Raw genomic sequence first — 25,754 nt, 5'->3', positions numbered from 1 at the left:
GCGGATCGAGTTGGCATGTTGGTGCCGACTCGATCCGCGTACGTGACTTCTCGGCCGGCGCAGGTGACTTCTCGGCGTCAGGCCTTGCAGAGGCAGAAGGGGTGGCCGGCGGGGTCGAGGAAGACGCGGAAGGACTCGCCGGGCTGGACCTCGTGCTTGGTGGCGCCGAGGGCGAGGGTCGCTGCCTCGGCCTCGTCGAGGTCGTCGACGGTGACGTCGAGATGCGTCTGCTGAGGTACGTCCTGGCCTGGCCACTTCGGAGCCTGGTAGTTGTCGACGCGCTGGAAGTCCAGCGATCCGCCGTCGCCCCAGGCGCTGGCCCAGCCGCCGTCGTCGTCGACCTTGGACTCCCAGCCGAGGAGCTGTGCGTAGAAGGTGGAAAGGGCCGCCGTGTCGGGACAGTCGATGACCCACTGAGGGTTGCGTGCGATAGCCATGCGGTCGACGTTACGAGCGGTTCCGGACGTTCTGCTTCCGCCTGTGGTGACGTCGTCTCAGAAAAATAAAGTCAGGGTTGACTGTTTGTTTCTGGCGCGGCAGAGTGCCTCTCTGTGAGCCAGGCCACCCGTATCCCTCAGGAGCAGCGCACCCGCGCGATGAGGGCGCGTCTCCTCGACGCGACCGTCGAGCTGCTGGTCGAGCGTGGCTTCGCCGGCACCTCGACCACGCTCGTCTCCCAGCGCGCCGGGGTCTCCCGTGGGGCCCAGCTGCACCACTTCCCGGCCAAGAACGACCTGGTCGTGGCGGCGGTCGAGCACATCACCGAGGCCCGAGGTGAGGCACTCAAGGAGGCTGCCCGGGCGCTTCCGGAGGGCGGGCAGCGTACGCGGCAGGTGCTCGCCATGCTCGCCGAGCAGGTCACCTCCCCGGTCTTCGCCGCGGCCCTGGAGCTGTGGGTGGCGGCCCGCACCGACGAGCAGCTGGCTGCCGCGGTGGGTCCGCTCGAGCAGCGCATCGGCCGCGAGCTTCACCGGGCCACGGTCGAGCTGCTCGACGTGGACGAGAGGAAACCCGGCGTGCGCGAGCTCGTGCAGGCCACGCTGGATCTGGTCCGCGGCCTGGGTCTGGCTGACACGATTACCGACGACGCCGCCCGACGCGAGCGGATCCTCGATCACTGGGCCGAGGTTCTGGAAAGAGAGCTGCGATGAGTCTGCTGGATGAACTTCTCGAGGACCTATCCATGGAGGGGTTCGAGCTGCGCCAGGTGGTGGCGGGGCTGAGTGAGGCGGGCTGGCGCGAACCGACGCCGGCCGCGGGCTGGGACGTCGCCGCCCAGATCGCCCACCTGGCCTGGACCGACGAGGCCGCGCTCGCCGCGACCGAGTGGGTCGCGGGTGACGCGACCGCGTGGGACGAGCTGGTCACCGAGGCGCTCAAGAATCCCGAGGGGTACGTCGACGAGGCTGCGCTGGCACTGGCCACGATGCCGGCGACGGACCTGTTGGAGCACTGGGACGGCGTACGCGGCGAGCTCGCCGGTGCGCTCGCGAACGTCCCGAACGGGCAGAAGCTGCCCTGGTTCGGGCCGCCGATGTCACCGGCCTCGATGGCGACCGCGCGGTTCATGGAGACCTGGGCCCACGGGCTGGACGTGCGTGAGGCGCTCGGTCTCGCCTACGAGCCCAGCGACCGCATCAAACACGTCTGCCACCTCGGCACCCGCACCCGTGACTTCTCCTACGGGGTGCACGGCCTGACCCCGCCGGCCTCCCCGTTCCGGATCGAGCTGACCGCGCCGTCCGGTGAGGTCTGGGAGTGGGGGCCCGAGGACGCGGCGCAGAGCGTCCGAGGCCCGGCGTACGACTTCGCACGTCTTGTCACCCAGCGCATCCACCGCGACGACACGGCGCTGGAGGCCACCGGGGACGACGCCGAGAAGTGGCTGAGCATCGCCCAGGCGTTCGCCGGCCCTGCCGGCTCCGGACGGGCCCCGGAAGGGGACGCGCGATGATCACGATCGGCAACTGCTCCGGCTTCTACGGCGACCGGTTCTCGGCGATGCGCGACATGCTCGAGGGCGGTCGGCTCGACGTGCTCACCGGCGACTATCTCGCCGAGCTCACCATGCTCATCCTGGGCAAGGACACCCTCAAGGACCCGTCGACGGGCTATGCCAAGACCTTCCTGCGGCAGGTCGCGGACAGCATCGACCTCGCCCTGCAGCGTGAGGTCAAGATCGTCTCCAACGCCGGCGGTCTCAACCCCGCCGGTCTGGCTGCCGCCATCGAGGCGCTGGGGACTTCTGCCAAGGTGGCTTACGTCGACGGAGACGATCTCCGGGGGCGGCTCGACTCCCATCCTGACGCGCTGACCGCCAACGCCTATCTCGGTGCCTTCGGGATCGCGCATGCGCTCGACGCCGGCGCCGACATCGTCGTCACCGGTCGGGTCACCGATGCGAGCGTTGTCGTCGGGCCGGCGATCGCCCACCACGGCTGGAAGCGCGACTCCTACGACGAGCTCGCCGGCGCCGTGGTCGCCGGGCACGTGATCGAGTGCGGCACCCAGGCCACCGGCGGCAACTTCTCCGGGTTCCTGACCATGTCGCCGCAGGCTCGGGCGCGTCCGTTGGGTTTCCCGGTCGCCGAGATCGCGGTCGACGGCTCCTCGATCATCACCAAGCAGGACGAGACCGGCGGTACGGTCACGGTCGACACGGTCACCGCGCAGCTGCTCTACGAGATCCAGGGCCCGCTCTACCTCGGTCCCGACGTGACGACCGACCTGACCTCGATCCGTCTGGAGGAGGTTGGGATCGACCGGGTCGCGATCACGGGCGTGACCGGCACCCCGCCGCCGGCGACCCTCAAGGTCGCGGTCAACTCCCTCGGGGGCTACCGAAACTCGGCCGAGTTCGTGCTCACCGGACCTGACATCGACGCCAAGGCCGCCTGGCTGCGTGACCAGCTCGACGCCGAGCTGCCGATCGGGCCGGACTACACCTGGTCGACCTACCGCGTCCCGGCCCCTGACTCGCCGACCGAAGAGGGAGCCGCCTGCATCCTGCGGCTCTCCGCGCGGGCGGCGGACGCCGACGCCGTCGGACGGGCGTTGACGGCTCCGGCGATCGAGCTGGCGCTCGCCTCCTACCCGGGCTTCCACGTCACCGCGCCCCCGGGACGGCCGTCTCCGTTCGGGATCTACAAGGCTGCGTACGTCCGGCGCGACCGCGCCCCGGAGACCGTCCACCTTCCCGACGGTTCGACCTACGAGGTCCCGGCCCCCTTGGCCTACGCCGAGGCGTCACGTACGTCGGCCGAGACGTCACGCGCGTCGGCCGAGGTGACCACTCGGCCGACGCGAGCGACGCCTCGGCCGACCGGGGCGACGTCTCGGCGGGCGCTGGGGGAGCTGGTCTATGCGCGGTCCGGGGACAAGGGTGGCGATGCCAACCTCGGGCTCTGGGTTCCGCAAGGGAAGCCGGACGCGGCGGTCGAGTGGCTGCTGGACACCGTGAACCCGGAGTGGGTGCGGAAGCTGATCCCCGAGGCCGAAGAGCTCGCCATCGACATCACCCCGCTGCCGCACCTGCGCGGCGTGAACATCGTCATCCACGACCTGCTCGGGGAGGGCGTGGCCGCCTCGACGCGGTTCGACCCGCAGGCCAAGGGGCTGGGCGAGTGGGCGCGGAGCCGATTTGTCGACATGCCGACCGACTTCGTCCGGGAAGGACATCAGTGAGCAACGACCTTTTCGAGCTGGGCGCCGAGTTCGCCCGCCGTGAGGTCTTCCCCGACCTGCAGGTCTGGGAGGACAACCAGGAGATCCCGCGAGAGGTCCACAAGGCGGCCGCCAAGCAGGGCCTGCTCGGGATCGGGTTCCCGGAGGAGGCCGGCGGCGAGGGCGGCGGACTGGCCGACACGGTCGCGGTGACCGAGGGGATGATGTCCGAGGGCGCCTCGTCCGGCCTGCTCGCGGGCCTGTTCACCCACGGGATCGCGCTGCCGCACATCGCCAAGCACGGCTCGCCCCACCTCATCGAGACCTACGTGAAGCCCACCCTGGCCGGTGAGAAGATCGGCAGCCTCGCGATCACCGAGCCCGACGGCGGCTCCGACGTCTCCCACCTGCGCACCACCGCGGTCCGCGACGGCGACGAGTTCGTGGTCAACGGCGCCAAGACGTTCATCACCAGCGGCGTACGCGCCGACTTCGTCACCACTGCCGTCCGCACGGGCGGGAAGGGCGCCGGCGGCATCAGCCTGCTCGTGATCGACAAGGACACCCCCGGCTTCACGGTCACCCGCAAGCTGGCCAAGATGGGCTGGCACTGCTCCGACACCGCGGAGCTCGCCTTCGAGGATGTACGCGTCCCCGCCGCCAACCTCGTCGGCGACGAGAACGCCGGGTTCATCTACATCGCCGAGGCGTTCGTGACCGAGCGGATCGCGCTGGCCGTGCAGGGCTACGGCACCGCCGCCCGCTGCCTGGCGCTCACCGCCGACTTCTGCCGCCAGCGCGAGACCTTCGGTGAGCCCCTGATCAAGCGTCAGGTCGTACGTCACAAGCTGGTCGAGATGCACCGGCAGGTCGAGGTGGCCAAGGCCTACACCCACGCCGTGGTCGCGCGCTACGACCGCGAAGGGTCCACCCAGGCCACGATCGCCGAGGCGGCGCTGGCCAAGCAGACAGCGGTCGAGGCCTGCACCTGGGTCGTCGACCAGGCCGTCCAGCTTCACGGCGGGACGGGATACATGCACGGGACCGAGGTCGAGCGGCACTACCGCGACGCCCGGATCCTGCCGATCGGAGGAGGAGCCACCGAAGTGATGACGGACCTGGCCGCCAAGCTGTTGGGACTGGACCGATGAGCAACAGAGAAGCCCTCCTCGAGAAGATCGAGGCCCTGGACGCCGAGCACGCGAAGGCGGCGGCCGGCGGCGGCGAGAAGTACGTCGCCCGCCACAAGGCGCGCGGCAAGCTGCTCGCCCGCGAGCGGATCGAGCTGCTGCTGGACGAGGGCAGCCCGTTCCTGGAGACCCAGCCGCTGATCGGCTGGGGCAGCGACTTCCCGGTCGGTGGCTCGATCATCACCGGCATCGGTGTGGTCGAGGGCGTCGAGTGCATGATCGTCGCCAACGACCCAACGGTGAAGGGCGGGGCGCTCAACCCCTACTCCCTCAAGCGCTCCTTCCGGGCTGCGGAGATCGCGGAGAAGAACGGTCTCCCGACGATCAACCTGACCGAGTCCGGCGGTGCCGACCTGCCGACCCAGAAGGACATCTTCATCCCCGGCGGCAAGGGGTTCCGCGACCTGACACGTGCCTCCGCCCGCAAGCAGCCGACCATCTCGGTGGTCTTCGGCAACTCCACGGCCGGGGGTGCGTACGTCCCGGGCATGAGCGACTACGTGATCATGGTCAAGGAGGGCGCGAAGGTCTTCCTGGCCGGCCCGCCGCTGGTGAAGATGGCCACCGGCGAGGACACCGACGACGAGTCGCTGGGCGGTGCCGAGATGCACTCGCGCATCTCCGGCTCCTCCGACTTCCTCGCGGTCGACGAGCACGACGCCATCCGGCAGGCGCGACGCGTCGTGGCCCGGCTCAACTGGCGCAAGCGCGGTCCCGAGCCGAAGGCGAGCTACGAGCCCGAGCTCGACCCCGACGGCCTGCTCGACCTGATCCCGACCGACCTCAAGGAGCCCTTCGACCCGCGCGAGGCGATCCTGCGGATCGTGGACGGGACCGGCCCCGACAACGAGGTGGCCTTCGACGAGTTCAAGCCGCTCTACGGATCGAGCCTCTGCGTCGGCTGGGCGCGGCTGCACGGCTACGAGATCGGCATCCTCGCCAACGCCCGCGGCGTCCTGATGTCGGAAGAGGCCCAGAAGGCGGCGCAGTTCATCCAGCTCGCCAACCAGAAGGACACCCCGCTGCTGTTCCTGCACAACACGACCGGATACATGGTCGGCACGGAGTACGAGCAGGGCGGCATCATCAAGCACGGCGCCCTGATGATCAACGCGGTCTCCAACTCCACCGTCCCGCACCTGACCGTGATCATGGGTGCGAGCTACGGCGCGGGCAACTACGGCATGAACGGCCGTGCGTACGACCCCCGCTTCCTGTTCACGTGGCCCTCTGCCAAGTCCGCGGTCATGGGGCCGGCCCAGCTCGCCGGGGTGATGGAGATCGTCGCCCGCGAGTCGGCCGAGAAGAAGGGCGAGGTCTTCGACGCCGACGGGTTCAAGGGCGTCAAGGAGATGGTCGAGGGGATGGTCGAGGAGCAGTCGCTGCCGATGTTCCTCTCCGGCCTCGGCTACGACGACGGGGTCATCGACCCGCGCGACACCCGCACCGTCCTCGGCCTCTGCCTCTCTGCCATCGCCACCCGACCGATCGAGGGCGCCATGAACTTCGGCGTCTTCAGGATGTGAGTGCCATGACCATCAGTCGAATCCTCGTCGCCAATCGCGCCGAGATCGCCTCGCGCGTCTTCCGCACCGCCCGCAAGCTCGGCATCGAGACCGTGGCGGTGCACTCCGACGCCGACGCGGACCTGCCGTTCGTGGCGGAGGCGGATCATGCCGTACGCCTCCCGGGCAACGCCCCGGCCGAGACCTATCTCCGCGCCGACCTCGTCATCGAGGCGGCCAAGGTGGCCGGCGCCGACGCGATCCACCCGGGCTACGGGTTCCTGTCGGAGAACGCCGACTTCGCCCGCGCCGTCGAGGCGGCCGGTCTGGTCTGGATCGGGCCCGCGCCCGAGTCGATCGAGCAGATGGGCTCCAAGATCGAGGCCAAGAAGATCATGGCCGCCGCCGGGGTCCCGGTGCTGGAGGCGCCGGCCTCGCCGGTCGAGTCCGACCTGCCGCTGCTGGTCAAGGCCTCCGCCGGCGGGGGCGGCCGCGGGATGCGGATCGTCCGCTCGCTCGACGCTCTCGGCGCCGAGATCGCCAAGGCCGAGGCCGAGGCCGCGTCCGCCTTCGGGGACGGGACCGTCTTCGTGGAGCCGTACGTCGAGGCCGGCCGCCACGTCGAGGTCCAGGTCGTCGGCGACGGGTCCGGCAATGTGGCGGTCTTCGGTGAGCGCGACTGCTCGGTGCAGCGTCGCCACCAGAAGGTCGTCGAGGAGTCGCCGGCTCCGATGCTCCCGGACACCGTCCGGTCGGCGCTCCACGAGGCCGCCCGGAACGCCGCCGCGGCGATCGACTACCGCGGCGCCGGGACCGTCGAGTTCCTCTACGACGCCGCCTCGGAGCGGTTCTGGTTCCTGGAGATGAACACGCGCCTGCAGGTCGAGCACCCGGTGACCGAGCTGGTTCATGGGGTGGATCTGGTGGAGCTGCAGATCGCGGTGGCCGAGGGAGTTTCGGGGGTCTCGACAAGCTCGACCACCGATGTGACTGGGCATGCGGTGGAGGTACGGCTCTACGCCGAGGATCCGGCAGCGGACTATCAGCCGCAGTCGGGGACCCTGACGACGCTCGAGTTCCCCGGGGATGCGCGCGTCGATGCCGGCTACACGTCGGGCTCGGAGGTCAGCACCTTCTACGACGCGATGCTGGCGAAGGTGATCGTCCACGCCCCGACGCGTGATGCGGCGATCCGGCGGCTCGTCGGGGTGCTGCGTACGGCCAAGATCCATGGCCTGGTGACCAACCGGGAGCAGCTGATCGGGATCCTCGGGTCGGAGGCGTTCCGGTCCGGTGAGGTCAGCACCTCTCTTCTCGCGGAAGAAAAATTCCTTCCACGCGCGGAGGACCCCGGTGCCGCGGTCGCGGCAGCGGTCGCGTTGGCCGAGGCGACCCGCCGCCCGGGGCTCCCGGTCGCCTGGCGCAACGTCACGAGCCAGCCGCAGCGGACGGTCTTCGAGGATGACTCCGAGGATGGCCTCGTCGTGGAGTGGTACGGCACCCGTGATGGCTATCGCATCGACGGCTTCGAGGTCATCGATGCAGGTCAGAGCCGGGTTGTGCTGGAGCGGGACGGCCTGCGGACGGCGTACGAGATCGCCGTCGTCGGGGACCGGATCGACGTCGACTCCTCGTTCGGCCACACCGCGCTGCGGAAGCGTCCGAGGTTCACCGACCCCGCGACCCAGACCCAGCCCGGAAGCCTGCTGGCGCCGATGCCGGGATCGGTCATCAGCGTGCTCGCCGAGACCGGCAGTGACGTCACCGAGGGCCAGCCGCTGCTGGTTCTGGAGGCGATGAAGATGCAGCACACGGTGACCGCGCCCACCGACGGCGTACTCGCTCAGATCAACGTCAAACCAGGAACTCAGGTCGCCGCCGGTGAGGTGCTGGCCGTCGTAGAGGAGACAGCATGACCACCACTGCAACTGTGCCCAATCCGTTCGGCGAGCCCGAGGAGCGGATCGCGCTGCGGGAAGCGGTGGCGAAGCTGGCCGGCAAGTACGGTCACGACTTCGTCGCCAAGCAGGCCCGCGAGGGCGGCAAGATGACCGAGATGTGGCTCGAGATGGGCCGCAACGGGTTCCTCGGCGTGAACATCGCCGAGGAGTACGGCGGTGGTGGCGGTGGCATGAGCGACCTGGCCGCCGTGCTCGAGGAGGCTGCGACCGCCGGCGCTCCGCTGCTGATGATGGTCGTCAGCCCAGCGATCTGCGGCAGCATCATCGGCCGCTGCGGCACCGACGAGCAGAAGAAGCGCTGGCTGCCGGCGATCGCCGACGGCTCGCATCTGATGGCCTTCGGGATCACCGAGGCCGACGCCGGCTCGAACTCCCACAAGATCACGACGACGGCGAAGCGCGACGGCGACAGCTGGGTGCTCAACGGTCAGAAGACCTTCATCTCCGGTGTCGACGAGGCCCACTCGGTCCTCATCGTCGCGCGGACGGAGGACGCCAAGACCGGCAAGCTCAAGCCCGCCCTCTTCGTGGTCCCGACCGACTCCGAGGGCTTCACCAAGCAGGTCATCCCGATGGCCTGGGAGGCGCCGGAGAAGCAGTTCACCCTCTTCATCGACGACGTGCGTCTCCCCGCCGACGCGCTCGTCGGCGACGAGGACGGCGGCATCTGGCAGCTCTTCGCGGGCCTCAACCCCGAGCGGATCATGGGCGCCGCCCTCTCCTGCGGGATGGCGCGCTACGCGCTCGCCAAGGCGGTCGAGTACGCCGGTTCGAGGTCGGTCTGGAAGGACGCCCCGATCGGCTCCCACCAGGGCATCGCGCACCCGCTCGCGAAGGTCAAGATCGAGCTGGAGCAGGCCCGCCTGCTGTGGCAGAAGGCCGCCGCGCTCTACGACGCCGGCGACGACGCCGGTGCCGGGGAGTACGCCAACATGGCCAAGTACGCCGCCGGCGAGGTCGCCTGCAACGCCACCGATGCCGCGGTCCACACCCACGGTGGCAACGGCCTGACGGTCGAGTACGGCCTGGCCAACCAGCTCGTCGCCGCCCGGCTGGGCCGGATCGCCCCGGTCAGCCGGGAGATGATCCTCAACTACATCGCCATGCACACCCTGGGGCTCCCGAAGTCCTACTGATCACGGCGAAATGAGTACAGGGCCGGTCGCGTGAGCGACCGGCCCTGATGCGTACGTCTGTCTCTACTTCTTCGGCTCGATGATCACGATCGTGCTGAGGATCTTGTCGGCGAAGGTCTGACGCTTGTCGTCCCACAGCGGCCACAGGTAGCCGATGTAGCAGGCGAGCTGGTCGAGGTAGTGGACGAAGAAGCGCCCGATCGAGAACCAGGTGCCGAGGACCTGACCGTCGGCCTCCTTGACGACCTTGATGCCGAGGACGCCCTTGCCGATCGTGTAGCCCGTCTTGCCCTGCTTCAGGCCGTAGTTCCAGAACAGGAAGGCAAGGGACACGAGGAAGCCGATGAACATGAGCAGCCCGCCGATGGCCATGAGGGCCCCGTTGGGCTCGCCGGCGGATGTGTACATGCCGGTGTTCGGGTCGTACTCCGAGACACCGCCCGCGGCGGCGCCGCCGATGAGCAGGCCATAGCCGATCCAGAACGGGATCATGGCCACCGCGCCGACGAGTCCGTCGATGATGAAGGCACCCGCGCGTGCGCCCCAAGAGGCGTACGGCGGGGTCGGGGCCCCATAGCCGTACCCGGCCGGGGCGGCGCCGTAGCCGGGTGCGGCCGGAGCGGCGCCGTAGCCCGGCGCGGGCGGAGGCGGCGGAGCGCTGGGCTGACCGTAGGCCGGTGCGGGCGGCGGAGTCGGCGGCAGGGGCTGGCCGGAGGGGTCCTGCGGGGCGCCAGGAGGCGGGCCGTAGTTAGACATGCGCCGAGTATGGCCACATCTCTACGCAATTGTCAGCGCACACGCCTGAGCCCGCTGTGGCTATGACCGAGGCTCCACCACGACCAGCGTGCTGACGATCTTGTCGGCGAAGGTCTGCCGCTTGTCGTCCCACAGCGGCCACAGGTAGCCGATGAAGCAGAACGCGTCGAGGACGTGGAGCAGCTGCCGCCCCAGCGCCATCGGGACGCCGGTCGTCGCCTGTGACCCGGTGCGGACCAGCTTGATCCCGACGACGCTCTTGCCGATGGTGTGGCCGGTGCGGCCCTGCTTGAGGACGTGGTTCCAGACGGCGAAGCCGATGAACCCCAGCCAGCCGACCAGGGTGACCAGCAGGCCGAAGATGGTGACGAAGAAGCCGGACTCCTGCGACAACCCGCCTCCGACGCCGGCGACCAGATAGAACGGCACCAGCAGCGCCGCGTCGATCAGCGCACCGCCGGCGCGGCGACCCCAGGTCGCCAGCGGCGGGCCGGCGGGGACGTACGACTGCTGTGCCCACGGCGGGGCCTGGGGCTGCTCGCCCGGTCCATGAGTGGGGCCCTGCGGTGCGCCTGGCGGTGGCCCGGGCGGCGGGCCGAAGTTCGACATCTGGTGGGTCATCTCCTCGAGTGTGCTGGCCTGCTGACCTGACCGACGTTCAATCTATCGGGTCATACAGGGGTTAGCCTGACCCTTATGGCTGGAGCGGCGACGGCAATGGATCGGGCTCAGCGCCGGTTTCCGCCGGTCGCGTTCCCGCTGGCCGTCCTGTACAAGTTCTGGGACGACCAGGGCAACAACCTCGCCGCGATCATCACCTACTACGCCTTCGTGGCCGTCTTCCCGATCCTGCTGCTGGCCTCCTCGATCCTCGGCTTCGTGCTGGAGGGCAATCCGGGCCTGCAGGAGGCGGTGCTCGACACGGCGCTGGCGCAGTTCCCGATCATCGGTGACCAGCTCGGCCGCAAGGAGCTCACCGGCTCGTCCAGCGCGATCGTCATCGGTGGTCTCACCGCCCTCTACGGTGCGCTCGGCCTGGGCCTCTCGTTGCAGAACGCGGTCAACACAGCCTGGTCGGTGCCGCGCAACAGCCGCCCCAACCCGATCCTGCTGAGGGTGCGGTCGCTGCTCATGCTCGCCGCCGGGGGTCTGGCCATCCTCTCGGTGACCGCGCTGTCGCTGGTGCTGAGCCGCACCGACTTCCTCGGGTTCAAGGCGGTCGACATCGGCTACTGGCTGGTGATCCTCGGCACCGTCGTGATCGTCACCGGCATGCTCTGCGTCGTCTTCCGGATGGCCACCACGCGCGACCACGCCCTCGCCCACGCTCTCCCCGGAGCGCTCACCTTCGCGATGCTGTGGCAGGTGCTGCAGTACTTCGGTGCGGAGTTCGTCCAGCACGTGCTCGCCGCCACCCGTGGCATGAACCAGACCTTCGCGCTGGTCCTCGGTCTCGTCGGCTTCCTCTACATCGCGGCGCTGATGGTGGTGCTCTCGATCGAGGTCAACGTCGTCTACGCCCGTCACCTGTGGCCGCGCGCGCTGCTGACTCTCTTCACCGACGACGTCGAGCTGACCGAGGCCGACCGCCGCGCCTACGCGAGCTATGCCCTGATGCAGCGTCACAAGGGCTTCGAGACGGTCGCGGTCACGTTCGACGGCCCCGACGGCGACACCCACGAGATCGTCATGGACCCCTCCTGGCTCCGCAAGACCGCGAGGCGGATCCGTCGCCACGACGAGTTCAGCCGGCCGCTGCCGCCGACCAAGCCACCACCCCCGGTCCCGCCGGGCCAGCTGCGCGCGGTGCCGCATCCCGACGAGGGCGAGCCGGAGCAGCGTACGAGCTCCTAGGGCTTCCTCCGCAGCGGCACGAAGCGATACCAGCCGTGGCTGCTCAGTCGCGCCACGCCCGTCTCGTTCCGCTCCACCAGCATCATCAGCCCGGCCACCGGGACCACCATCCGCCCGGGCGAGGCGAGCTGGTCCATCAGCTCGCGCGGCAGAGCCTCGGCCTCGGCGGAGACGAGGATGCGATCGTACGCAGCCTGCCGAGGCCACCCGAGGACCCCGGGCTTCGCCTTCTCGATGCGGGCCCACGGCTGGTCGGTCGCGGCCAGGTTCCGGCGCCCGAACCGGACCAGCGCGGGCTCCAGCTCGACCCCGATGACGCTGCCCTCCGGGCCGGTCAGGTGGGCGAGCAGCGCGGTGGTCCAGCCCGACCCGGAGCCGACGTCGAGCACCTTGTCACCCGGTGCGACCTCGAGAAGGCGGAGCATGTCGGCCACCGTCCGCGGCTGCGAGTTGGTCTGTCCGTGGCCGATCGGAAGCGGCTCGTCGAAGGCCGCGAAGTCGCGCTCCTCGGGCGGGAGAAAGCCCTCCCGGGGGATGGCGGAGAATGCATGGCGGACCGGGTCCACACCTCCAGTCAAGCACCGTAAGGTCTGCCCCATGACTGAGTCGCCTGAAACCAACGCTGAGCTCGTCCACCTCGACGTCGCCGAGGGTGTCGCCACCATCACCCTCGACTCGCCGGCCAACCGCAACGCGCTCTCGCGCCAGCTGGTCACCGAGCTGTTCGAGGCGCTGCACGCGGCCGACAAGGACACCTCCGTCAAGGCCGTCGTGCTGCAGGCCACGGGCACCGTCTTCTGCTCCGGCGCCGACCTCTCCGAGGCCGCGACTGTGCCGATGGAGGAGGGCACCCGCGGGATCGTACGTCTCCAGCGCACCATCGTCGCCCTCACCAAGCCCGTCGTGGCGAAGGTCCAGGGACCGGTGCGGGCCGGTGGTCTCGGGCTCGTCGCTGCCGCAGACATCGCGATCGCCGCCGACACCGTCTCGTTCGCACTCACCGAGGTCCGGCTCGGCCTGGCCCCCGCCGCGATCTCCCTCTCGATCCTGCCCCGGATCGACGCCCGCGCCGCCTCCCGCTACTTCCTCACCGGCGACAAGTTCGACGCCGCCGAGGCGGCCCGCATCGGCATCCTGACCGCCGCCGTCCCCGCCGCCTCGCTCGACGACGAGGTCGCCGCCATCACCTCCTCCCTGCTGCAGGGCTCCCCCCAGGGACTGCGCGAGACCAAGCGCCTCATGGTCCGCGGCCTGGTCGAGCACATCGACGCCGGCGGCGAGGAGATGGCCGCCCTCTCCGCCCGCCTCTTCGGCTCCGACGAGGCCCGCGAGGCGATGACCGCGTTCCTGTCCCGCAAGCGGTAGCCGACTGGTGGCACCCGTGCTCGCATAACACCACGTCGGGGGTAGAGTTATCTCCTTGCCGTGCGCCATGGGGGGCGCACGGCGGGTGTGGATCTTTGTGACGGGGGAACATCCAGTTGAACGACAAGCTGGCTGAGCGCGAGATCGCTCAGGAGCAGGGGTTCGTAGATCGTGTCTACCTCCAGCTGGGAGAGTCGGCGCGCGCTGCGCAGGAGCTGGCCGCCGAGGGCCGCGACCGTGGGCGCCTGGGCCATGAAGGTGGTCTGGTCGAGCGCGACGCGTTCGCCTTCCAGGCGGCGCGACGCATCGCGCAGCTCGATGCCGCTCACGAGGGGCTGGTCTTCGGTCGCCTCGACCTCGACCCGTCGGTCGACCCCGAGCCGCGCTACGTCGGCCGGATCGGTCTGCGCGACGCGCAGCGTGACTCGCTGCTGATCGACTGGCGGGCGCCGGCGGCTGCGGTGTTCTACCAGGCCACGGCGGTCGAGCCCCGGTCGGTGATCCGGCGGCGGGTGCTCCGCTCCGAGGGGCAGAGCGTGATCGGTGTCGAGGACGAGCTGCTCGACGCCGAGGCGCTGGAGCGCTCCGGTGCCGACCTGCCGATCGTCGGCGAGGGCGCGCTGATCGCCCAGCTCAGCCGTGCCCGCGACCGCACGATGCACTCCATCGTCGCGACCATCCAGGCCGAGCAGGACAAGGCGATCCGCGCGCCTGGCAAGGGCGTCACGACCATCTCTGGCGGTCCGGGCGTGGGCAAGACCGTGGTGGCTCTCCACCGGGCCGCCTACCTGCTCTACACCGAGCGCCGCCGCTACGAGTCGGGCGGCGTGCTCATCGTCGGGCCGTCGGGCGTCTTCATGCGCTACATCGAACGCGTCCTGCCGAGCCTCGGTGAGACCGCGGTGGCGCTGCGCTCCCTGGGTGAGGTCGTGGACGGCGTACGCGCCACGTGGCACAACGACCCCGCCGTCGCCGACGTGAAGGGCTCGGTCCGGATGGCCGAGGTGCTGCGCCGCGCCTCACGCCAGCAGGCGCCGGGCTCCCCGCGCGAGTTCAAGGTCTTCTACCGCGACGACTCGCTGCGGCTGGACGGCAAGCGGCTCGGTGAGCTGCGGCGTCAGCTGATGAGCCAGGGCCGGCGCAACCAGCAGCTGCGTCGCGTACCTCAGATGCTTCTCGACATCCTCTGGCGGCAGGTACGCGGCGAGCGCGGCCGCGAGCGTGGTCGCGAGGTCTTCAACGACGAGATGCTCGACAACCCCGCCTTCCTCGAGTTCGCGGCCGCCTGGTGGCCGGCGCTGGAGGCGCGCGAGGTGCTCGGCTGGCTCCGCGAGCCGGAGTTCCTCGCCCGCGTCTCCGAGGGAATCCTGACGCACGACGAGCAGCAGCTGCTCCTCAAGTCGTGGGCCGGGCGCGGCCTGACCGACGCCGACCTGGCCATCGAGGACATCCCGCTGCTCGACGAGCTCCGCTACGCGATCGGCGACATCCCCGAGCAGGTCGCCGACGAGCGCGACGCCGACCAGAGCGGCATCGACATCGCCGAGCTGATGACCGCCTCCGACCGCGAGTTCGCCTCGGGTCGTGGCTGGCGCCCGCCGACGTATCGGATCGACGACGACCCGTTCGCTCACATCCTCATCGACGAGGCCCAGGACCTGACCCCGATGCAGTGGCGGATGGTCGGTCGCCGAGGACGTACGGCCTCGTGGACCATCGTCGGCGACCCCGCCCAGTCCTCGTGGCCGGTGGCGGAGGAGGCCGAGGCCGCCCGGGCCAAGGCGCTCGAGGGCAAGCCGGTCCACGCGTTCCACCTGTCCACGAACTACCGCAACTCGGCCGAGATCTACGACTTCGCCGCGGCCTACGCCGAGCGGGTCGGGCTCAACGCCGACCTGCCGACCGCGGTGCGCTCCACCGGTGTCGAGCCGCGGGTCATCGAGCACTCGGTCGACCTGGAGAATGCCACCCGGGAGGCGGTCGCCGAGATCGCGTCGCAGGTCGGGGGCACCGTCGGCATCGTGGTCCCGGTCGCGCGCCGCTCCGAGGTCAACTCGTGGCTCGCGTCCTGGTCGGAGTTCGCGGCCGACGCTCCTTCGGCTGCAGTGTCTGCCGCCGACCCGACGTCGGTGCCCTCCGGCGAGGACCGCATCGTCGTCCTCACCGGTCTGGACACCAAGGGCCTGGAGTTCGACGGCATCGTCGTGGTCGGCCCCGACGAGATCGAACGCGAGTCGGCCACCGGCCGCGCCACGCTCTACGTCGTCCTCACCCGCGCGACCCAGCTGCTGACCACCGTCTCCTAAAGGGCGGCGATCCAGGGGTGGTCTGGAAGGGTCTGCTCGAGCGCGCGCCGCAGCCAGCGACGCCGACGGTCGTCGAGCAGCGGCACGGTGTTGTCGAAGTCGAGACGATCCTTCGAGCGGAGCCCTGGGGCCTTGTAGAGGAGCTGGATCTCGGGCTGGAGGTAGCGGATCCCGTCGCGCTCCCAGACCGCCTCGGACATCGGCATCCGGATCGACTCCTCACGCCGGTAGACCCACTCATCGGCGGTGCCGGGGTTGAGCAGCAGGTCGTACTCCCAGGGATCCTGAGCGCTCCGCCGCGTCCAGACCTGACCCTCGGTCTCCCAGAGGAGATCGTCCGGGTCGCCATCGGGATCGTCGTCCGGAAGTAGCGGACGCAGCGCAGCGGTGCCGGCCGCCCATACGTCGAAGCGCCCCGCCAGATGTTTGCGCAGCACGGCGAGCTCGCTGCGGAGTACACAGGTGTCGGTGTCCTCGTGCTCACGACGTACGCCGGTGAACGCCTCGATCGCCCATCCGCCCGCGATCCACCAGGTGCCGGGATAGCCCTCGAAGAGCGCGGCCACGTCGGCCGGGGTGTGCGTTGCCCAGGGCCCGTAGAGGCGCTCGAACTCGTCGTTGCTCAGCTCGTTGACGCCCACCCACGCAGCCTAGCCGCGTGGGTGGGCGTCGGGAGGAGGGTCAGCCGACGGAAGGCTTGGCGTCGGCGGTGACCTCGACGCCCTCGGCGAACTCGACGAGCTGTTCGTCGGTGAGGTGGATGGTGTTCCACATCTGGATGACGACGGTGAAGTCGCGGTAGGCGTACTTGAGCATCGTCGCGCCGTCGGGGGTGGTGACGAGGGTGGCAGGCTGGCCGTCGACGGTGGTGTCGGTGGCGCCCTCGGCGGGCGACGAGGCTGACTCGAGGGTCACCACGATCTTGTCCCGGAAGTCGCTGATGGAGGACTTGTCGTCGGGGCGAGCGACGGCGAGGACGTACTGGTCGGATCCCTGCAGCACGAACCCCTCGGGCACCTTCGCCACGGTGTAACCGGGCATCTGGGCGCCGTCGTAGTCGACCAAGCGTACGTTGTCGGCGGCCTGGGAAATCGGTGCGACCTCGTCGCCGGAGGTCAGCGCGATCCCGCTGAAGGCGCCACCGACCGCGAGGGTCAGCGCGGCGCCGCCGAGCGCGGCGCGCTTGATCCGGCGCCGGGAGAGCGCCCGGTGGCCGCGGCGCAGGTCGGCGGTGGCGTCCTCGGTCGCCGCGGCGGACGGGGACGGGGTCAGGCGGGCGAGGCGGTCGATCACGTCGTTCATCGGGAGTCTCCTGTCAGTTGGGTGGGGGTGAGCAGCGCCCGGAGCTTGTCCAGGCCGCGTGCGGTCTGGGACTTCACGGTTCCGGTCGAGCAGCTGAGCGCGTCGGCGACCTCCTCGACCGAGAGGTCGTGGACATGGCGGAGCACGACGGCCGCGCGCTGCCGTGGCGGCAGCTCGGCCAGCGCTGCGACCAGCTCGGGATCGACCATCGCCGGATCCTCGACCGGTGCCTCGGGGAGCGTGACCGCGCCCTGCTCCCGCCGGAAGAACGGGCGCCTGCGGTGGTCGGTCAGGCAGTTGACCAGGGTCCGGCGAGCGTACGCAGCGGGGTGCTGGGACGCTCGCCCCCAGGCCAGGTAGACCTTGACCAGGGTCGACTGGACCAGATCCTCGGCCAGGTGGGCGTCGCCGGCGGTCAGCAGCCGTGCAGTGCCGACGAGCGGCGCTCGGTGGCGGCGTACGAAGGCCTCGAATTCGGCGTCTTGGGAACGTCTCACGCACTGTCAACGGATTCGGGGCACCGCGGGGTTGCACGGCCCACCATCCGAATCGAATGGGTCACGCGTCAGCGCGCGGATTAGGCTCATCCCATGACGACCAACAGCCCTGCCAAGACCGCGATCGAGGAGATCACGGGGCACGAGGCGTGGGCGATCATCCGGCGCTCCTCGCGGGCGGGTGACCGCGACACGGTCGGCATGCTGGCAGGCACGCGGTCCGTGGTCGAGTCGCTGCTCGACGTACCGCTCGAGGAAGGCACCCCGGAGCCGGGGAAGGTGGCAGACCGGCTGCTCGCGGTGCCGTTCCGGCAGGTCAGTGAGCGGGGCTTCGAGGCTCACGACGACGGCACCCCGCTGGTGGTCGTCGACGTGGAGCGCGAGTGGGAGTTCTCCGTCGCGGAGGTGATCGAGGCGCTCCCGGACGTGCCCGTCGAGTTCACCGACCGCGGTGGGTTCGACGTGGACGACGACACCTATGCCGACTTGGTCAAGACCGTCATCGAGGACGAGATCGGCCAGGGCGAGGGCGCCAACTTCGTGATCGGCCGCCACTACCGCGCCCAGCTCGACGACTGGAACCACGACCGCGCGCTCACCGTGCTGCGTCGTCTTCTGGAGCGCGAGCGCGGGGCGTACTGGACCTACTGCTTCTTCACCGGCGACCGCTACCTCATCGGCGCCTCGCCCGAGCGGCACGTGAGCGTCCACGGCGGCGACGTCCGGATGAACCCGATCTCCGGCACCTTCCGGCTGCCGCGCGACCTCGAGGGCAGCCCGGAGAAGATCGCCCACGACCTCAAGGGCCAGCTGACCGACTTCCTGAACGATCAGAAGGAGGTCTACGAGCTCTTCATGGTGGTCGACGAGGAGCTCAAGATGATGTGCGACATCTGCGACCAGGGCGGCCAGGTGCTCGGGCCGTTCCTGAAGCCGATGTCGCGGCTGATCCACACCGAGTATCTGCTGGCCGGCCGTTCGGCCCGCGACCCGCGCGAGATCCTGCGCGACACGATGTACGCAGCCACCGTCACCGGCTCTCCGGTGGAGAACGCCTGCCGGCTGATCAAGAAGTACGAGCCGGAGGGCCGTGGCTACTACGGCGCCGCCCTCGCGCTGCTCGGCCGTGACGAGTCCGGTGCCCCGACGGTCGATTCGCCGATCGTGATCCGCACCGCGGACGTGTCGCTCTCGGGTGAGCTCAAGGTGAGCGCCGGCGCGACGCTGGTGCGCGACTCCGACCCGACGTACGAGGTCGCCGAGACGCACGCCAAGGCCGGCGGGATCCTGTCGGCCTTTGGGCTGGTGCCGGCGGCGCCCGCGCTCGCCCAGGACGTCTCCGAGCTGGTCAACGACGAGGACCTGCTGCTGACCCTGGCCGCCCGCAACCGGCGGCTGTCGTCGTTCTGGCTCACCGACCAGGGCGACGAGGAGCCCTCGGCCCACCTCGCCGGCAAGCACGCGGTGATCCTTGATGGCGAGGACGATTTCGTACGCATGCTGCGCCACGTCCTGCGGGTGCTCGGCATGACCTCGTCGGTCGTGCGGCACGAGGACTACGAGGACGGCGCCTTCGCGGGTGCTGATCTCGTCATCGTCGGGCCCGGCCCGGGCGACCCGCGCGATGGCACCGATCCGAAGATGGCCAAGCTTCGCGCCGCCGTGGCATCGCTGCTCGAGACCGAGCAGCCGTTCCTGGCGGTCTGCCTCGGCCACCAGGCGCTGTGCCACCAGCTCGGGATCGGGCTGCACTACAAGGACATCGTCTTCCAGGGCACCCAGACCCGCGTCGGTCTCGGGTTCGGCGGACGGCCGCGTCGTGAGCGGGTCGGCTTCTACAACACGTTCGTCGGACGGGTGGGGTCGACGGAGCTGCCCGCTGGGGTGTCGGTGGATGCCGATCCGGAGACGGGCGACATCCATGCCATCTCCGGTCCGCACTACGCCGGGATCCAGTTCCACGCGGAGTCGGTCCTCACCGAGCGCGGCTACGACCTCATCCACGACGTCGTCAGCGATCTGCTCGCCCAATGACCAGAGTCGTCGTGGTCGACCACCACGACTCCTACGTGTGGAGCCTCGTCCACATGGTCGCGCAGGTCACCGGGGCTCTTCCGGATGTCGTGGAGCACGACGAGGTGAAGTTCGGCGACCTCGCCGGCTACACCCATGTGGTCCTCTCGCCCGGGCCCGGCCACCCGGCCGATCCGGCGGACTTCGCGGTAGGGCGGGACGTACTCCTGGACGCGGGGCGGCCCGTCCTCGGTGTCTGTCTGGGGATGCAGGGGCTGGTGACCGCCTACGGCGGTGTCGTCGACCGGATCGAGCCTGCCCACGGCGAGGTGGCCCGGGTGACTCATGACGGTCGCGGGGTCTTCGCGGGCATCCCGTCGCCGCTCGAGGCCGTCCGCTACCACTCCCTGGCGGCCGTCTCGGTCCCCGATGTCCTGGAGGTGACGGCCCGTTCCGAAGACGGGGTCGTGATGGGCGTACGGCACAGGGATCTGCCGCTGGAGGGCGTCCAGTTCCACCCGGAGTCGGTGCTCTCCCAGCACGGCGCGGCGATGGTCGCGAACTTCTTGAACCAGCAGAGCCTGGGCCGACCGGGGCCACGGTGAGCGTCGAGGACCTCTTCGCCGAGGTCGCCGCCGCGCACCCGCGCTGCGTCTGGCTCGATGGCGGTGGGGCGCGCGAGTGGTCCGGTACGCGGTCCCTGATCGGCTGGCTCGAGGACGACGACGTCTCGCTGACCTACTCCGCCGCTCGCCGCGAGGTGCTGCGCCACACCGGCGGGCGCTCCGAGGTCGTCGGGGACGACATCTGGCACGTCCTGGAGCGGGAGATCGGCGCCGGGGAGCAGTGGTTCGGCTACTTCGGCTACGCCTGCCGCGCGGACCTCCCGGCGACCCCGTCGGCGGACGTACCCGACGCCGTCTGGATGCGCCCGTCGCATGTGCGGATGTTCGACCATGTCGGGGTAGTCCGGGAGCGAACTGCCCCTATACCGGCGAGTAATAGGCAGTTCGCCCCCGGACTACCCCGAGATGCCGCCTACGCCGCCGCCTTCGACCAGGTCCAGGAGGCCCTTCGGGCCGGCGACACCTACGAGGCGAACCTGACCTACCGGACCACGGTCCACGCCGAGGCCGACCCCGTGGAGACCTACCTGCGGCTGAGGAGCATCAACCCCGCGCCGTACGCCGGGTTCCTCCAGCACGACGTGGCCGACCACGCGGCGTGGCTGCTGAGCTCGAGCCCGGAGCGGTACGCCCTGATCGACGCCGACCGCGTGATCGAGACGAGGCCGATCAAGGGCACGACCCCGAGGGGCGCGAACGCCGCGGAGGACGCGGCCCACGCGGAGCTGCTGCGTACCGATCCCAAGCTCCGCAGCGAGAACCTGATGATCACCGACCTGCTCCGCAACGACCTGGCGATGGTCTGCGAGCCGGGGACGGTGGAGGTGCCCGGCCTGATGCAGGTGGAGTCGTACGAGACCGTGCACCAGCTCGTCACGACGGTCAGGGGACACCTCAGCGACGGGATCTCCACGATCGAGGCGCTGCGCCGGCTCTTCCCCGCCGGATCGATGACCGGTGCGCCCAAGCTGCGCACGATGGAGGTCATCGAGCGGGCCGAGCGCGACCTGGGCGGGCCGAGGGCGGCGTACGCCGGCGCTTTCGGCTGGATCTCCGGCGACGGGCCGGCCGATCTGGGCGTCATCATCCGCACGCTGACGACCCATGACACCCGCACCTGGCAGATCGGCACGGGCGGCGGGATCACGGTCAGATCCGACGTCGCCGAGGAGGCCGCTGAGGCGCGGCTGAAGGCCGATCGGGTGCGCGCTTCCCTCGCCAGATGATCAAACAGGTGAAAAGACGGCGACACGTTGAGACGGCGGCCGTTGTCTATTGGATCGTTCATAAAACGGGGACTACCGTGGACTCATCATGGCGACCATCGACGACAAAGCCCTGCCACATGTGATCGTGCTCTTCGGTGCGACCGGTGATTTGGCGCGCCGCAAACTCCTGCCTGGCCTGCTCAGACTCAACGAGGCCGGGCTGATGACGGATGCTCAGATCGTCGGCACATCGCTGGAGGATCTGTCCGACGAGCAGTTCATCGAGTTCGCTCGCGAGGCGTGCGAGGAGTTCGGAAAGGGCGACATCACCGACGAGCGCTGGGCGGCGTTCGGGGGGATGCTCTCCTACGTCTCGACCAAGGAGGGCCCGCACGCGCTCGCCGACGCGGTGAAGCTGGCCGAGAAGAAGCTCCAGGGGCTCGGCAGCGACGTGCGCCGCCTCCACTACCTCAGCGTCCCGCCCAAGGCCGCTCAGGACGTGATCCGTCAGCTCGAGGAGGCCGACCTCGTCGAGCGAGCCCGGATCATCATGGAGAAGCCCTTCGGCACCGACCTCGAGTCGGCCAAGGAGCTCAACGCGAAGATCCACGAGGTCTTCAGCGAGGAGCAGATCTTCCGGATCGACCACTTCCTCGGCAAGGAGGCCGCGCAGAACATCCTGGCCTTCCGCTTCGCCAACGGACTCTTCGAGCCGATCTGGAACCGCAACTTCATCGATCACGTCCAGATCGACATCCCCGAGACGCTGGGCCTGGAGGGACGCACCGCGTTCTACGAGAGCACCGGCGCCTACCGCGACATGGTCGTGACCCACCTGATGCAGGTGCTGGCTTTCATGGCGATGGAGCCGCCGACCTCGCTCGCCCCCGACCCGATCGGCGAGGAGAAGAACAAGGTCTTCCGCTCGATCCGGCCGTTGGACCCGCGCAACGTGGTCCGTGGTCAATACTCCGGCTACCGCGGCAAGAACGAGGTCGCCGACGACTCCGACACCGAGACCTTCATCGCGATGAAGGTGATCATCGACAACTGGCGCTGGGCGGGCGTTCCGTTCTTCCTGCGCACCGGCAAGAAGCTGGCCGAGGGCGCGCGGATCATCTCGATCGCGTTCAAGGAGCCGCCGCTGACGATGTTCCCGGCCAACTCCGGCGCCGGCACCCAGGGTCCCGACCACCTGACGTTCGACCTCGCCGACCAGTCGAAGATGTCGCTGTCGTTCTACGGCAAGCGCCCCGGGCCCGGCATGAAGCTGGAGAAGCTCTCCATGCAGTTCGCCACCCAGGAGACGAGCTCATCGACCGGCGTCCTCGAGGCGTACGAACGCCTCATCCACGACGCCATGCGTGGCGACCACACGCTCTTCACCACCGCCGAGGGCATCGAGACGCTCTGGGAGATCTCCCAGCCGCTCCTCGACAACCCTCCGCCTGTACGCCTCTACGCCCCCGGCTCCTGGGGTCCCAACTCGATCCACCAGCTGATCGCTCCGCACGCCTGGCGTCTCCCCTTCGAGCGCTCCTGGCGCGAGACGAAGAAGCACTAGCCGAGACGGCGCGTACGTCGGCCGAGTCGGCACGAGCGTGACGTGTCGATCGATGCGGGTGACGTCTCGGTTATGGGGCGTTCGCGCTGAGCTGCTCGAGGAGGGCCTGGGCGGCGCGGTCCATGGCGTCGCCGTCGTACGGCTCCAGGTCGACGGAGTTGAAGCTCTGGATCAGGGTGCCGTTCTGGACGAAGCCGGTGACGGCGTACGAGCTGACGCCCTGCTGCTTGACCAGCCGAGCGTCCTCAGCGCCCTCGATCGCGGGCTCGCTGACGTCCCCGGACTTCACGTCCATGGTCTTCCACGCCTCTGCGAGGGTGCCCTTGAAGGGCAGGTAGTTCAGCTCGTACGCAGTTCCGCCCGACTTCTCGGGAAGCAACGCGCAGCGGGGTGCTTTCGAGGTGCCCTTCTCGACGCGGAGCTGGGCGCCGAGAGCCTTCTCCACGGGGGAGATGTCGAGCCCGTCGCACGGGTTGAACGTCTCCTTGGAGGCATGCTCCGGAGATGATGCGGAGGCGGAGGCCGACGAATCGGAAGGCTCCTCGGATCCGCAGGCAGCGACGGAGAGCAGCGCCACCAGACTGGGCGCCAGGACGGCGTATCTCAATGCTTCAACCCTCAATTGTTCAGCACCGCCGTGGGCGGTTCGGTCGGCCGGGGAGACGTCGAGCCGGGCAGGCGCATGGTCATCCGTGCGCCACCGTGCGGCGAGCGGGCCGCGGAGACCGACCCGCCGGTACGCTCGGCGACCTGCCGGACGATGGCGAGGCCGAGCCCCGACCCAGGCATCGAGCGGGCCTCGGTGGAGCGGTAGAACCGGTCGAAGACGTACGGGATGTCGTCCTCGGCGATGCCCGGCCCCTCGTCGTCGACGTTGAGCACGCCGTCGCGGAGCGAGATGTGGACCGTGCCCGACTCCGGCGACCACTTGGCGGCATTGTCGAGCAGGTTGGTGACCGCGCGCTCCAACGAGCTGGCGTCGCCCATGACCCACCACGGCGTCATCTCCTCGGTGAAGGTCACCGACGGCGCGCGCAGACGCACTCGGGAGAGCGCCCGGTCCGCCACCTCGGAGAGGTCCACGGTCTCCAGCGTCGGCTCGGCCGGCGCATCGCGGGCCAGCTCGACGAGGTCTCCGATCAGGTTGGTGAGCTCCTCGATCTGGGCGCGGATGTCGCCGAGCAGCTCGGCTCGCTGCTCGCCGGAGATCGAGGCGTCGGCCTGGGTGAGGAGCTCGACGTTGGTGCGGAGCGAGGTCAGCGGCGTACGCAGCTCGTGCGAGGCGTCCGCCACCAGCTGTCGCTGCCGATCCCGGGAGGCGGAGACGGCGGACAGCATCCGGTTGAACGACGTGGCCAGCCGCGCGATCTCGTCGTCGCCCTCGACCGGGAGCGGGGTGAGGTCCTCGGTGGTCGCGATCCGGTCGACCGACGCGGTCAACCGCCTCACCGGCCGCAGCCCGCCTGCCGCCACCACCCAACCGGCGAACGCCGCGGCGACGACGCCGGCCGCGCCGAAGAAGAGCACCACGAGCCCGAGCCGTTTGTACATCGCCTGCTGTGGCTCCAGCGACTGCGCCAGCATCAGCGCCTCGTCCGTGCCCGAGACCGGCACCGTGGCTGCGCGGAACACCTCGCCTTTGTCGGTGGTGATCGTGCGCACGGCGTAAGACGTCTTTCCCTGGGCTACTAACGCCTCCGGTGCGCCAGGAATCGGGAAGTCATCATCGGCCCGCTTCTGAGGATTCCAGTAGTCGCCGTTCTGGCTGACCGACATGAGCGCGATGTCGCCAGCGTTCAGAGCGAAGACCGGGAAATAGCTGCCATCCCGGGCATCGTGGATGTACTGCGGATTCGATGCAGCGGCGTGCGCCCGCTTCAGCAGTGACTCGTCCATGTTGGCCTGCAGTTGGATGCGTACGACGAAGTAGAGCCCGATCGCGATCAGCGCGATCGAGCCGGCGACCGCGAGGGTCGTCAGCATGGTGACCCGGCCCGCCAGAGAGCCGCGGTAGCGCGAGCTGGTTGCCGGCGTGGTCACGACGCTGCTCACGGCTCCTTCAGGACGTAGCCGATGCCGCGTACGGTGTGGATCAGCCGGGCCTCACCCTCTGCCTCGGTCTTGCGCCGCAGATAGCCGACGTAGACCTCCAGCGAGTTGGCCGTCGTCGGGAAGTCGTAGCCCCACACCTCTTCGAGGATGAAGGACCGATCGAGTACGCGGCGGGGCCGGCGCAGGAACATTTCCAGGAGCGTGAACTCGGTGCGGGTGAGCTCGATCGCGCGCTCGCCCCGGGTCACCTCGCGGGTGGTGGTGTTCATGGTCAGATCCGCGAAGTGCAACGTCTCCTCGTCGTCCTCTCCGACCGGGGCCGCGCGGCGCAGCAGCGCGCGCAGCCGGGCCAGCAGCTCCTCGAGGGCGAACGGCTTGGTGAGGTAGTCGTCGGCCCCGGCGTCCAGGCCGTCGACCCGGTCGCCGACGGCGTCGCGGGCGGTCAGCACCAGGATCGGCACGTCGTTGCCGGCGGCGCGGAGGGCCTTGGTGGCCTCGATGCCGTCGAGGCGGGGCATCATCACGTCCATCACGACCACGTCGGGGTCGTGGTTGGCGATGCCGGCCAGCGCCTCGGCGCCGTCGCCGGCCAGGGCGACCACGTAGCCGTTGAACTCCAACGACCGGCGCAGCGACTCACGCACGGCCTTGTCGTCGTCGACGACCAGCACGTGCGGCTTGTCGCCGGTGCTGTCGCTCGGGGTGGCAGGGCTGTTCACACTCCTACCTTGCCACCCGTCGCTGAGTCACCGCTGA

At 69.6% G+C, this 25,754-nt stretch carries 24 protein-coding genes; 14 read left to right on the top strand and 10 right to left on the bottom strand.

Translation table 11 applies throughout. The features are described 5' to 3' along the window. Window positions 1–77: 77 nt before the first annotated feature. The gene (locus ACW14X_RS13215; RefSeq protein WP_160025863.1) at window positions 78–437 is read right to left on the bottom strand and encodes a VOC family protein; all 360 of its coding nucleotides are present in this window, start codon (window positions 435–437) and stop codon (window positions 78–80) included. Between the two features lie 114 nt (window positions 438–551). Here ACW14X_RS13215 and ACW14X_RS13210 point away from each other — a divergent pair, with 114 nt between their 5' ends. From ACW14X_RS13210 to ACW14X_RS13180, 7 genes are read left to right on the top strand one after another with little or no spacing between them, the layout of a single operon-like run. Continuing rightward, complete coding sequence (locus ACW14X_RS13210; protein WP_350719298.1) at window positions 552–1,151, top strand: TetR/AcrR family transcriptional regulator; 600 nt, start codon at window positions 552–554, stop codon at window positions 1,149–1,151. After that, the gene (locus tag ACW14X_RS13205) at window positions 1,148–1,954 is read left to right on the top strand and encodes a TIGR03084 family metal-binding protein (RefSeq protein WP_457165871.1); all 807 of its coding nucleotides are present in this window, start codon (window positions 1,148–1,150) and stop codon (window positions 1,952–1,954) included. Before ACW14X_RS13210 ends, ACW14X_RS13205 begins: the two co-directional genes overlap by 4 nt. Next, entirely contained in the window at window positions 1,951–3,684 is a 1,734-nt protein-coding gene (locus ACW14X_RS13200; RefSeq protein WP_457165870.1) for an acyclic terpene utilization AtuA family protein, read from the top strand. Before ACW14X_RS13205 ends, ACW14X_RS13200 begins: the two co-directional genes overlap by 4 nt. Continuing rightward, window positions 3,681–4,814 (top strand): acyl-CoA dehydrogenase family protein, encoded by a 1,134-nt coding sequence (locus ACW14X_RS13195; protein WP_457165869.1) that lies wholly within the window; start codon window positions 3,681–3,683, stop codon window positions 4,812–4,814. Before ACW14X_RS13200 ends, ACW14X_RS13195 begins: the two co-directional genes overlap by 4 nt. Then, entirely contained in the window at window positions 4,811–6,379 is a 1,569-nt protein-coding gene (locus ACW14X_RS13190) for an acyl-CoA carboxylase subunit beta (protein ID WP_457165868.1), read from the top strand. The genes ACW14X_RS13195 and ACW14X_RS13190 overlap by 4 nt, the downstream gene beginning before the upstream one ends. 5 nt (window positions 6,380–6,384) lie before the next feature. Then, the gene (locus tag ACW14X_RS13185) at window positions 6,385–8,274 is read left to right on the top strand and encodes an ATP-binding protein (protein WP_457165867.1); all 1,890 of its coding nucleotides are present in this window, start codon (window positions 6,385–6,387) and stop codon (window positions 8,272–8,274) included. Then, the gene (locus ACW14X_RS13180; protein WP_457165866.1) at window positions 8,271–9,455 is read left to right on the top strand and encodes an acyl-CoA dehydrogenase family protein; all 1,185 of its coding nucleotides are present in this window, start codon (window positions 8,271–8,273) and stop codon (window positions 9,453–9,455) included. Before ACW14X_RS13185 ends, ACW14X_RS13180 begins: the two co-directional genes overlap by 4 nt. Window positions 9,456–9,518: 63 nt before the next feature. Here ACW14X_RS13180 and ACW14X_RS13175 read toward each other — a convergent pair whose 3' ends face one another. Both ACW14X_RS13175 and ACW14X_RS13170 read right to left on the bottom strand, forming a co-directional pair. After that, on the bottom strand, window positions 9,519–10,211 hold the full coding sequence (locus ACW14X_RS13175) for an RDD family protein (RefSeq protein ID WP_160025856.1): 693 nt from the start codon (window positions 10,209–10,211) through the stop codon (window positions 9,519–9,521). Between the two features lie 60 nt (window positions 10,212–10,271). Further along, a complete protein-coding gene (locus ACW14X_RS13170) occupies window positions 10,272–10,832 on the bottom strand; it encodes an RDD family protein (protein WP_457165865.1) in 561 nt (186 codons plus the stop codon). 96 nt (window positions 10,833–10,928) lie between these two features. On the opposite strand from ACW14X_RS13170, the gene ACW14X_RS13165 reads away from it, so the two are divergent. Then, window positions 10,929–12,065: a YihY/virulence factor BrkB family protein gene (locus ACW14X_RS13165; RefSeq protein ID WP_160025854.1), complete on the top strand. Its 1,137-nt coding sequence runs from the start codon at window positions 10,929–10,931 to the stop codon at window positions 12,063–12,065. Here the strand turns inward: ACW14X_RS13165 and ACW14X_RS13160 are convergent. Next, window positions 12,062–12,631, bottom strand: coding sequence for a protein-L-isoaspartate O-methyltransferase family protein (locus tag ACW14X_RS13160; protein WP_457165864.1), 570 nt, complete (start codon window positions 12,629–12,631; stop codon window positions 12,062–12,064). The two genes, ACW14X_RS13165 and ACW14X_RS13160, sit on opposite strands and share 4 nt — an antisense overlap. 31 nt (window positions 12,632–12,662) lie before the next feature. On the opposite strand from ACW14X_RS13160, the gene ACW14X_RS13155 reads away from it, so the two are divergent. After that, complete coding sequence (locus tag ACW14X_RS13155) at window positions 12,663–13,430, top strand: enoyl-CoA hydratase family protein (RefSeq protein ID WP_457165863.1); 768 nt, start codon at window positions 12,663–12,665, stop codon at window positions 13,428–13,430. Between the two features lie 116 nt (window positions 13,431–13,546). Continuing rightward, on the top strand, window positions 13,547–15,736 hold the full coding sequence (locus tag ACW14X_RS13150; RefSeq protein WP_457165862.1) for a HelD family protein: 2,190 nt from the start codon (window positions 13,547–13,549) through the stop codon (window positions 15,734–15,736). On the opposite strand, the gene ACW14X_RS13145 is transcribed toward ACW14X_RS13150, so the two are convergent. Genes ACW14X_RS13145 through ACW14X_RS13135 form a run of 3 tightly spaced genes read right to left on the bottom strand, consistent with a single transcriptional unit; the run spans window position 15,733 to window position 17,535 of the window. After that, on the bottom strand, window positions 15,733–16,377 hold the full coding sequence (locus ACW14X_RS13145) for a hypothetical protein (RefSeq protein WP_457165861.1): 645 nt from the start codon (window positions 16,375–16,377) through the stop codon (window positions 15,733–15,735). The two genes, ACW14X_RS13150 and ACW14X_RS13145, sit on opposite strands and share 4 nt — an antisense overlap. Before the next feature lie 40 nt (window positions 16,378–16,417). Further along, the gene (locus ACW14X_RS13140; RefSeq protein WP_457165860.1) at window positions 16,418–17,038 is read right to left on the bottom strand and encodes a hypothetical protein; all 621 of its coding nucleotides are present in this window, start codon (window positions 17,036–17,038) and stop codon (window positions 16,418–16,420) included. Continuing rightward, a complete protein-coding gene (locus tag ACW14X_RS13135) occupies window positions 17,035–17,535 on the bottom strand; it encodes a SigE family RNA polymerase sigma factor (protein ID WP_355230913.1) in 501 nt (166 codons plus the stop codon). The genes ACW14X_RS13140 and ACW14X_RS13135 overlap by 4 nt, the downstream gene beginning before the upstream one ends. 93 nt (window positions 17,536–17,628) lie before the next feature. Here ACW14X_RS13135 and ACW14X_RS13130 point away from each other — a divergent pair, with 93 nt between their 5' ends. The 4 genes from ACW14X_RS13130 to zwf all read left to right on the top strand — a co-directional run bounded on the left by ACW14X_RS13130 (window position 17,629) and on the right by zwf (window position 22,946). Beyond that, window positions 17,629–19,569 carry an anthranilate synthase family protein gene (locus tag ACW14X_RS13130; protein WP_457165859.1) on the top strand — a complete coding sequence of 647 codons (1,941 nt, stop codon included), beginning with the start codon at window positions 17,629–17,631 and terminating at the stop codon, window positions 19,567–19,569. Beyond that, the gene (locus tag ACW14X_RS13125; protein WP_350719268.1) at window positions 19,566–20,153 is read left to right on the top strand and encodes an anthranilate synthase component II; all 588 of its coding nucleotides are present in this window, start codon (window positions 19,566–19,568) and stop codon (window positions 20,151–20,153) included. The genes ACW14X_RS13130 and ACW14X_RS13125 overlap by 4 nt, the downstream gene beginning before the upstream one ends. Continuing rightward, the gene (locus ACW14X_RS13120; protein WP_457165858.1) at window positions 20,150–21,400 is read left to right on the top strand and encodes an anthranilate synthase component I family protein; all 1,251 of its coding nucleotides are present in this window, start codon (window positions 20,150–20,152) and stop codon (window positions 21,398–21,400) included. The genes ACW14X_RS13125 and ACW14X_RS13120 overlap by 4 nt, the downstream gene beginning before the upstream one ends. Before the next feature lie 88 nt (window positions 21,401–21,488). Further along, window positions 21,489–22,946, top strand: coding sequence for a glucose-6-phosphate dehydrogenase (gene zwf, locus ACW14X_RS13115; protein ID WP_160025843.1), 1,458 nt, complete (start codon window positions 21,489–21,491; stop codon window positions 22,944–22,946). Window positions 22,947–23,016: 70 nt separating this feature from the next. On the opposite strand, the gene ACW14X_RS13110 is transcribed toward zwf, so the two are convergent. From ACW14X_RS13110 to ACW14X_RS13100, 3 genes are read right to left on the bottom strand one after another with little or no spacing between them, the layout of a single operon-like run. Next, window positions 23,017–23,553 (bottom strand): hypothetical protein, encoded by a 537-nt coding sequence (locus ACW14X_RS13110; protein WP_457165857.1) that lies wholly within the window; start codon window positions 23,551–23,553, stop codon window positions 23,017–23,019. An 11-nt stretch (window positions 23,554–23,564) separates the two neighbouring features. Next, window positions 23,565–24,998 carry a sensor histidine kinase gene (locus ACW14X_RS13105; RefSeq protein WP_457165856.1) on the bottom strand — a complete coding sequence of 478 codons (1,434 nt, stop codon included), beginning with the start codon at window positions 24,996–24,998 and terminating at the stop codon, window positions 23,565–23,567. After that, window positions 24,995–25,717 (bottom strand): response regulator transcription factor, encoded by a 723-nt coding sequence (locus tag ACW14X_RS13100; protein WP_457165855.1) that lies wholly within the window; start codon window positions 25,715–25,717, stop codon window positions 24,995–24,997. Before ACW14X_RS13100 ends, ACW14X_RS13105 begins: the two co-directional genes overlap by 4 nt. Window positions 25,718–25,754: the final 37 nt, after the last annotated feature.

This window comes from Nocardioides sp. YJ-D4 (assembly GCF_054031495.1).
This window is presented reverse-complemented; position numbering and strand designations above follow the sequence as displayed.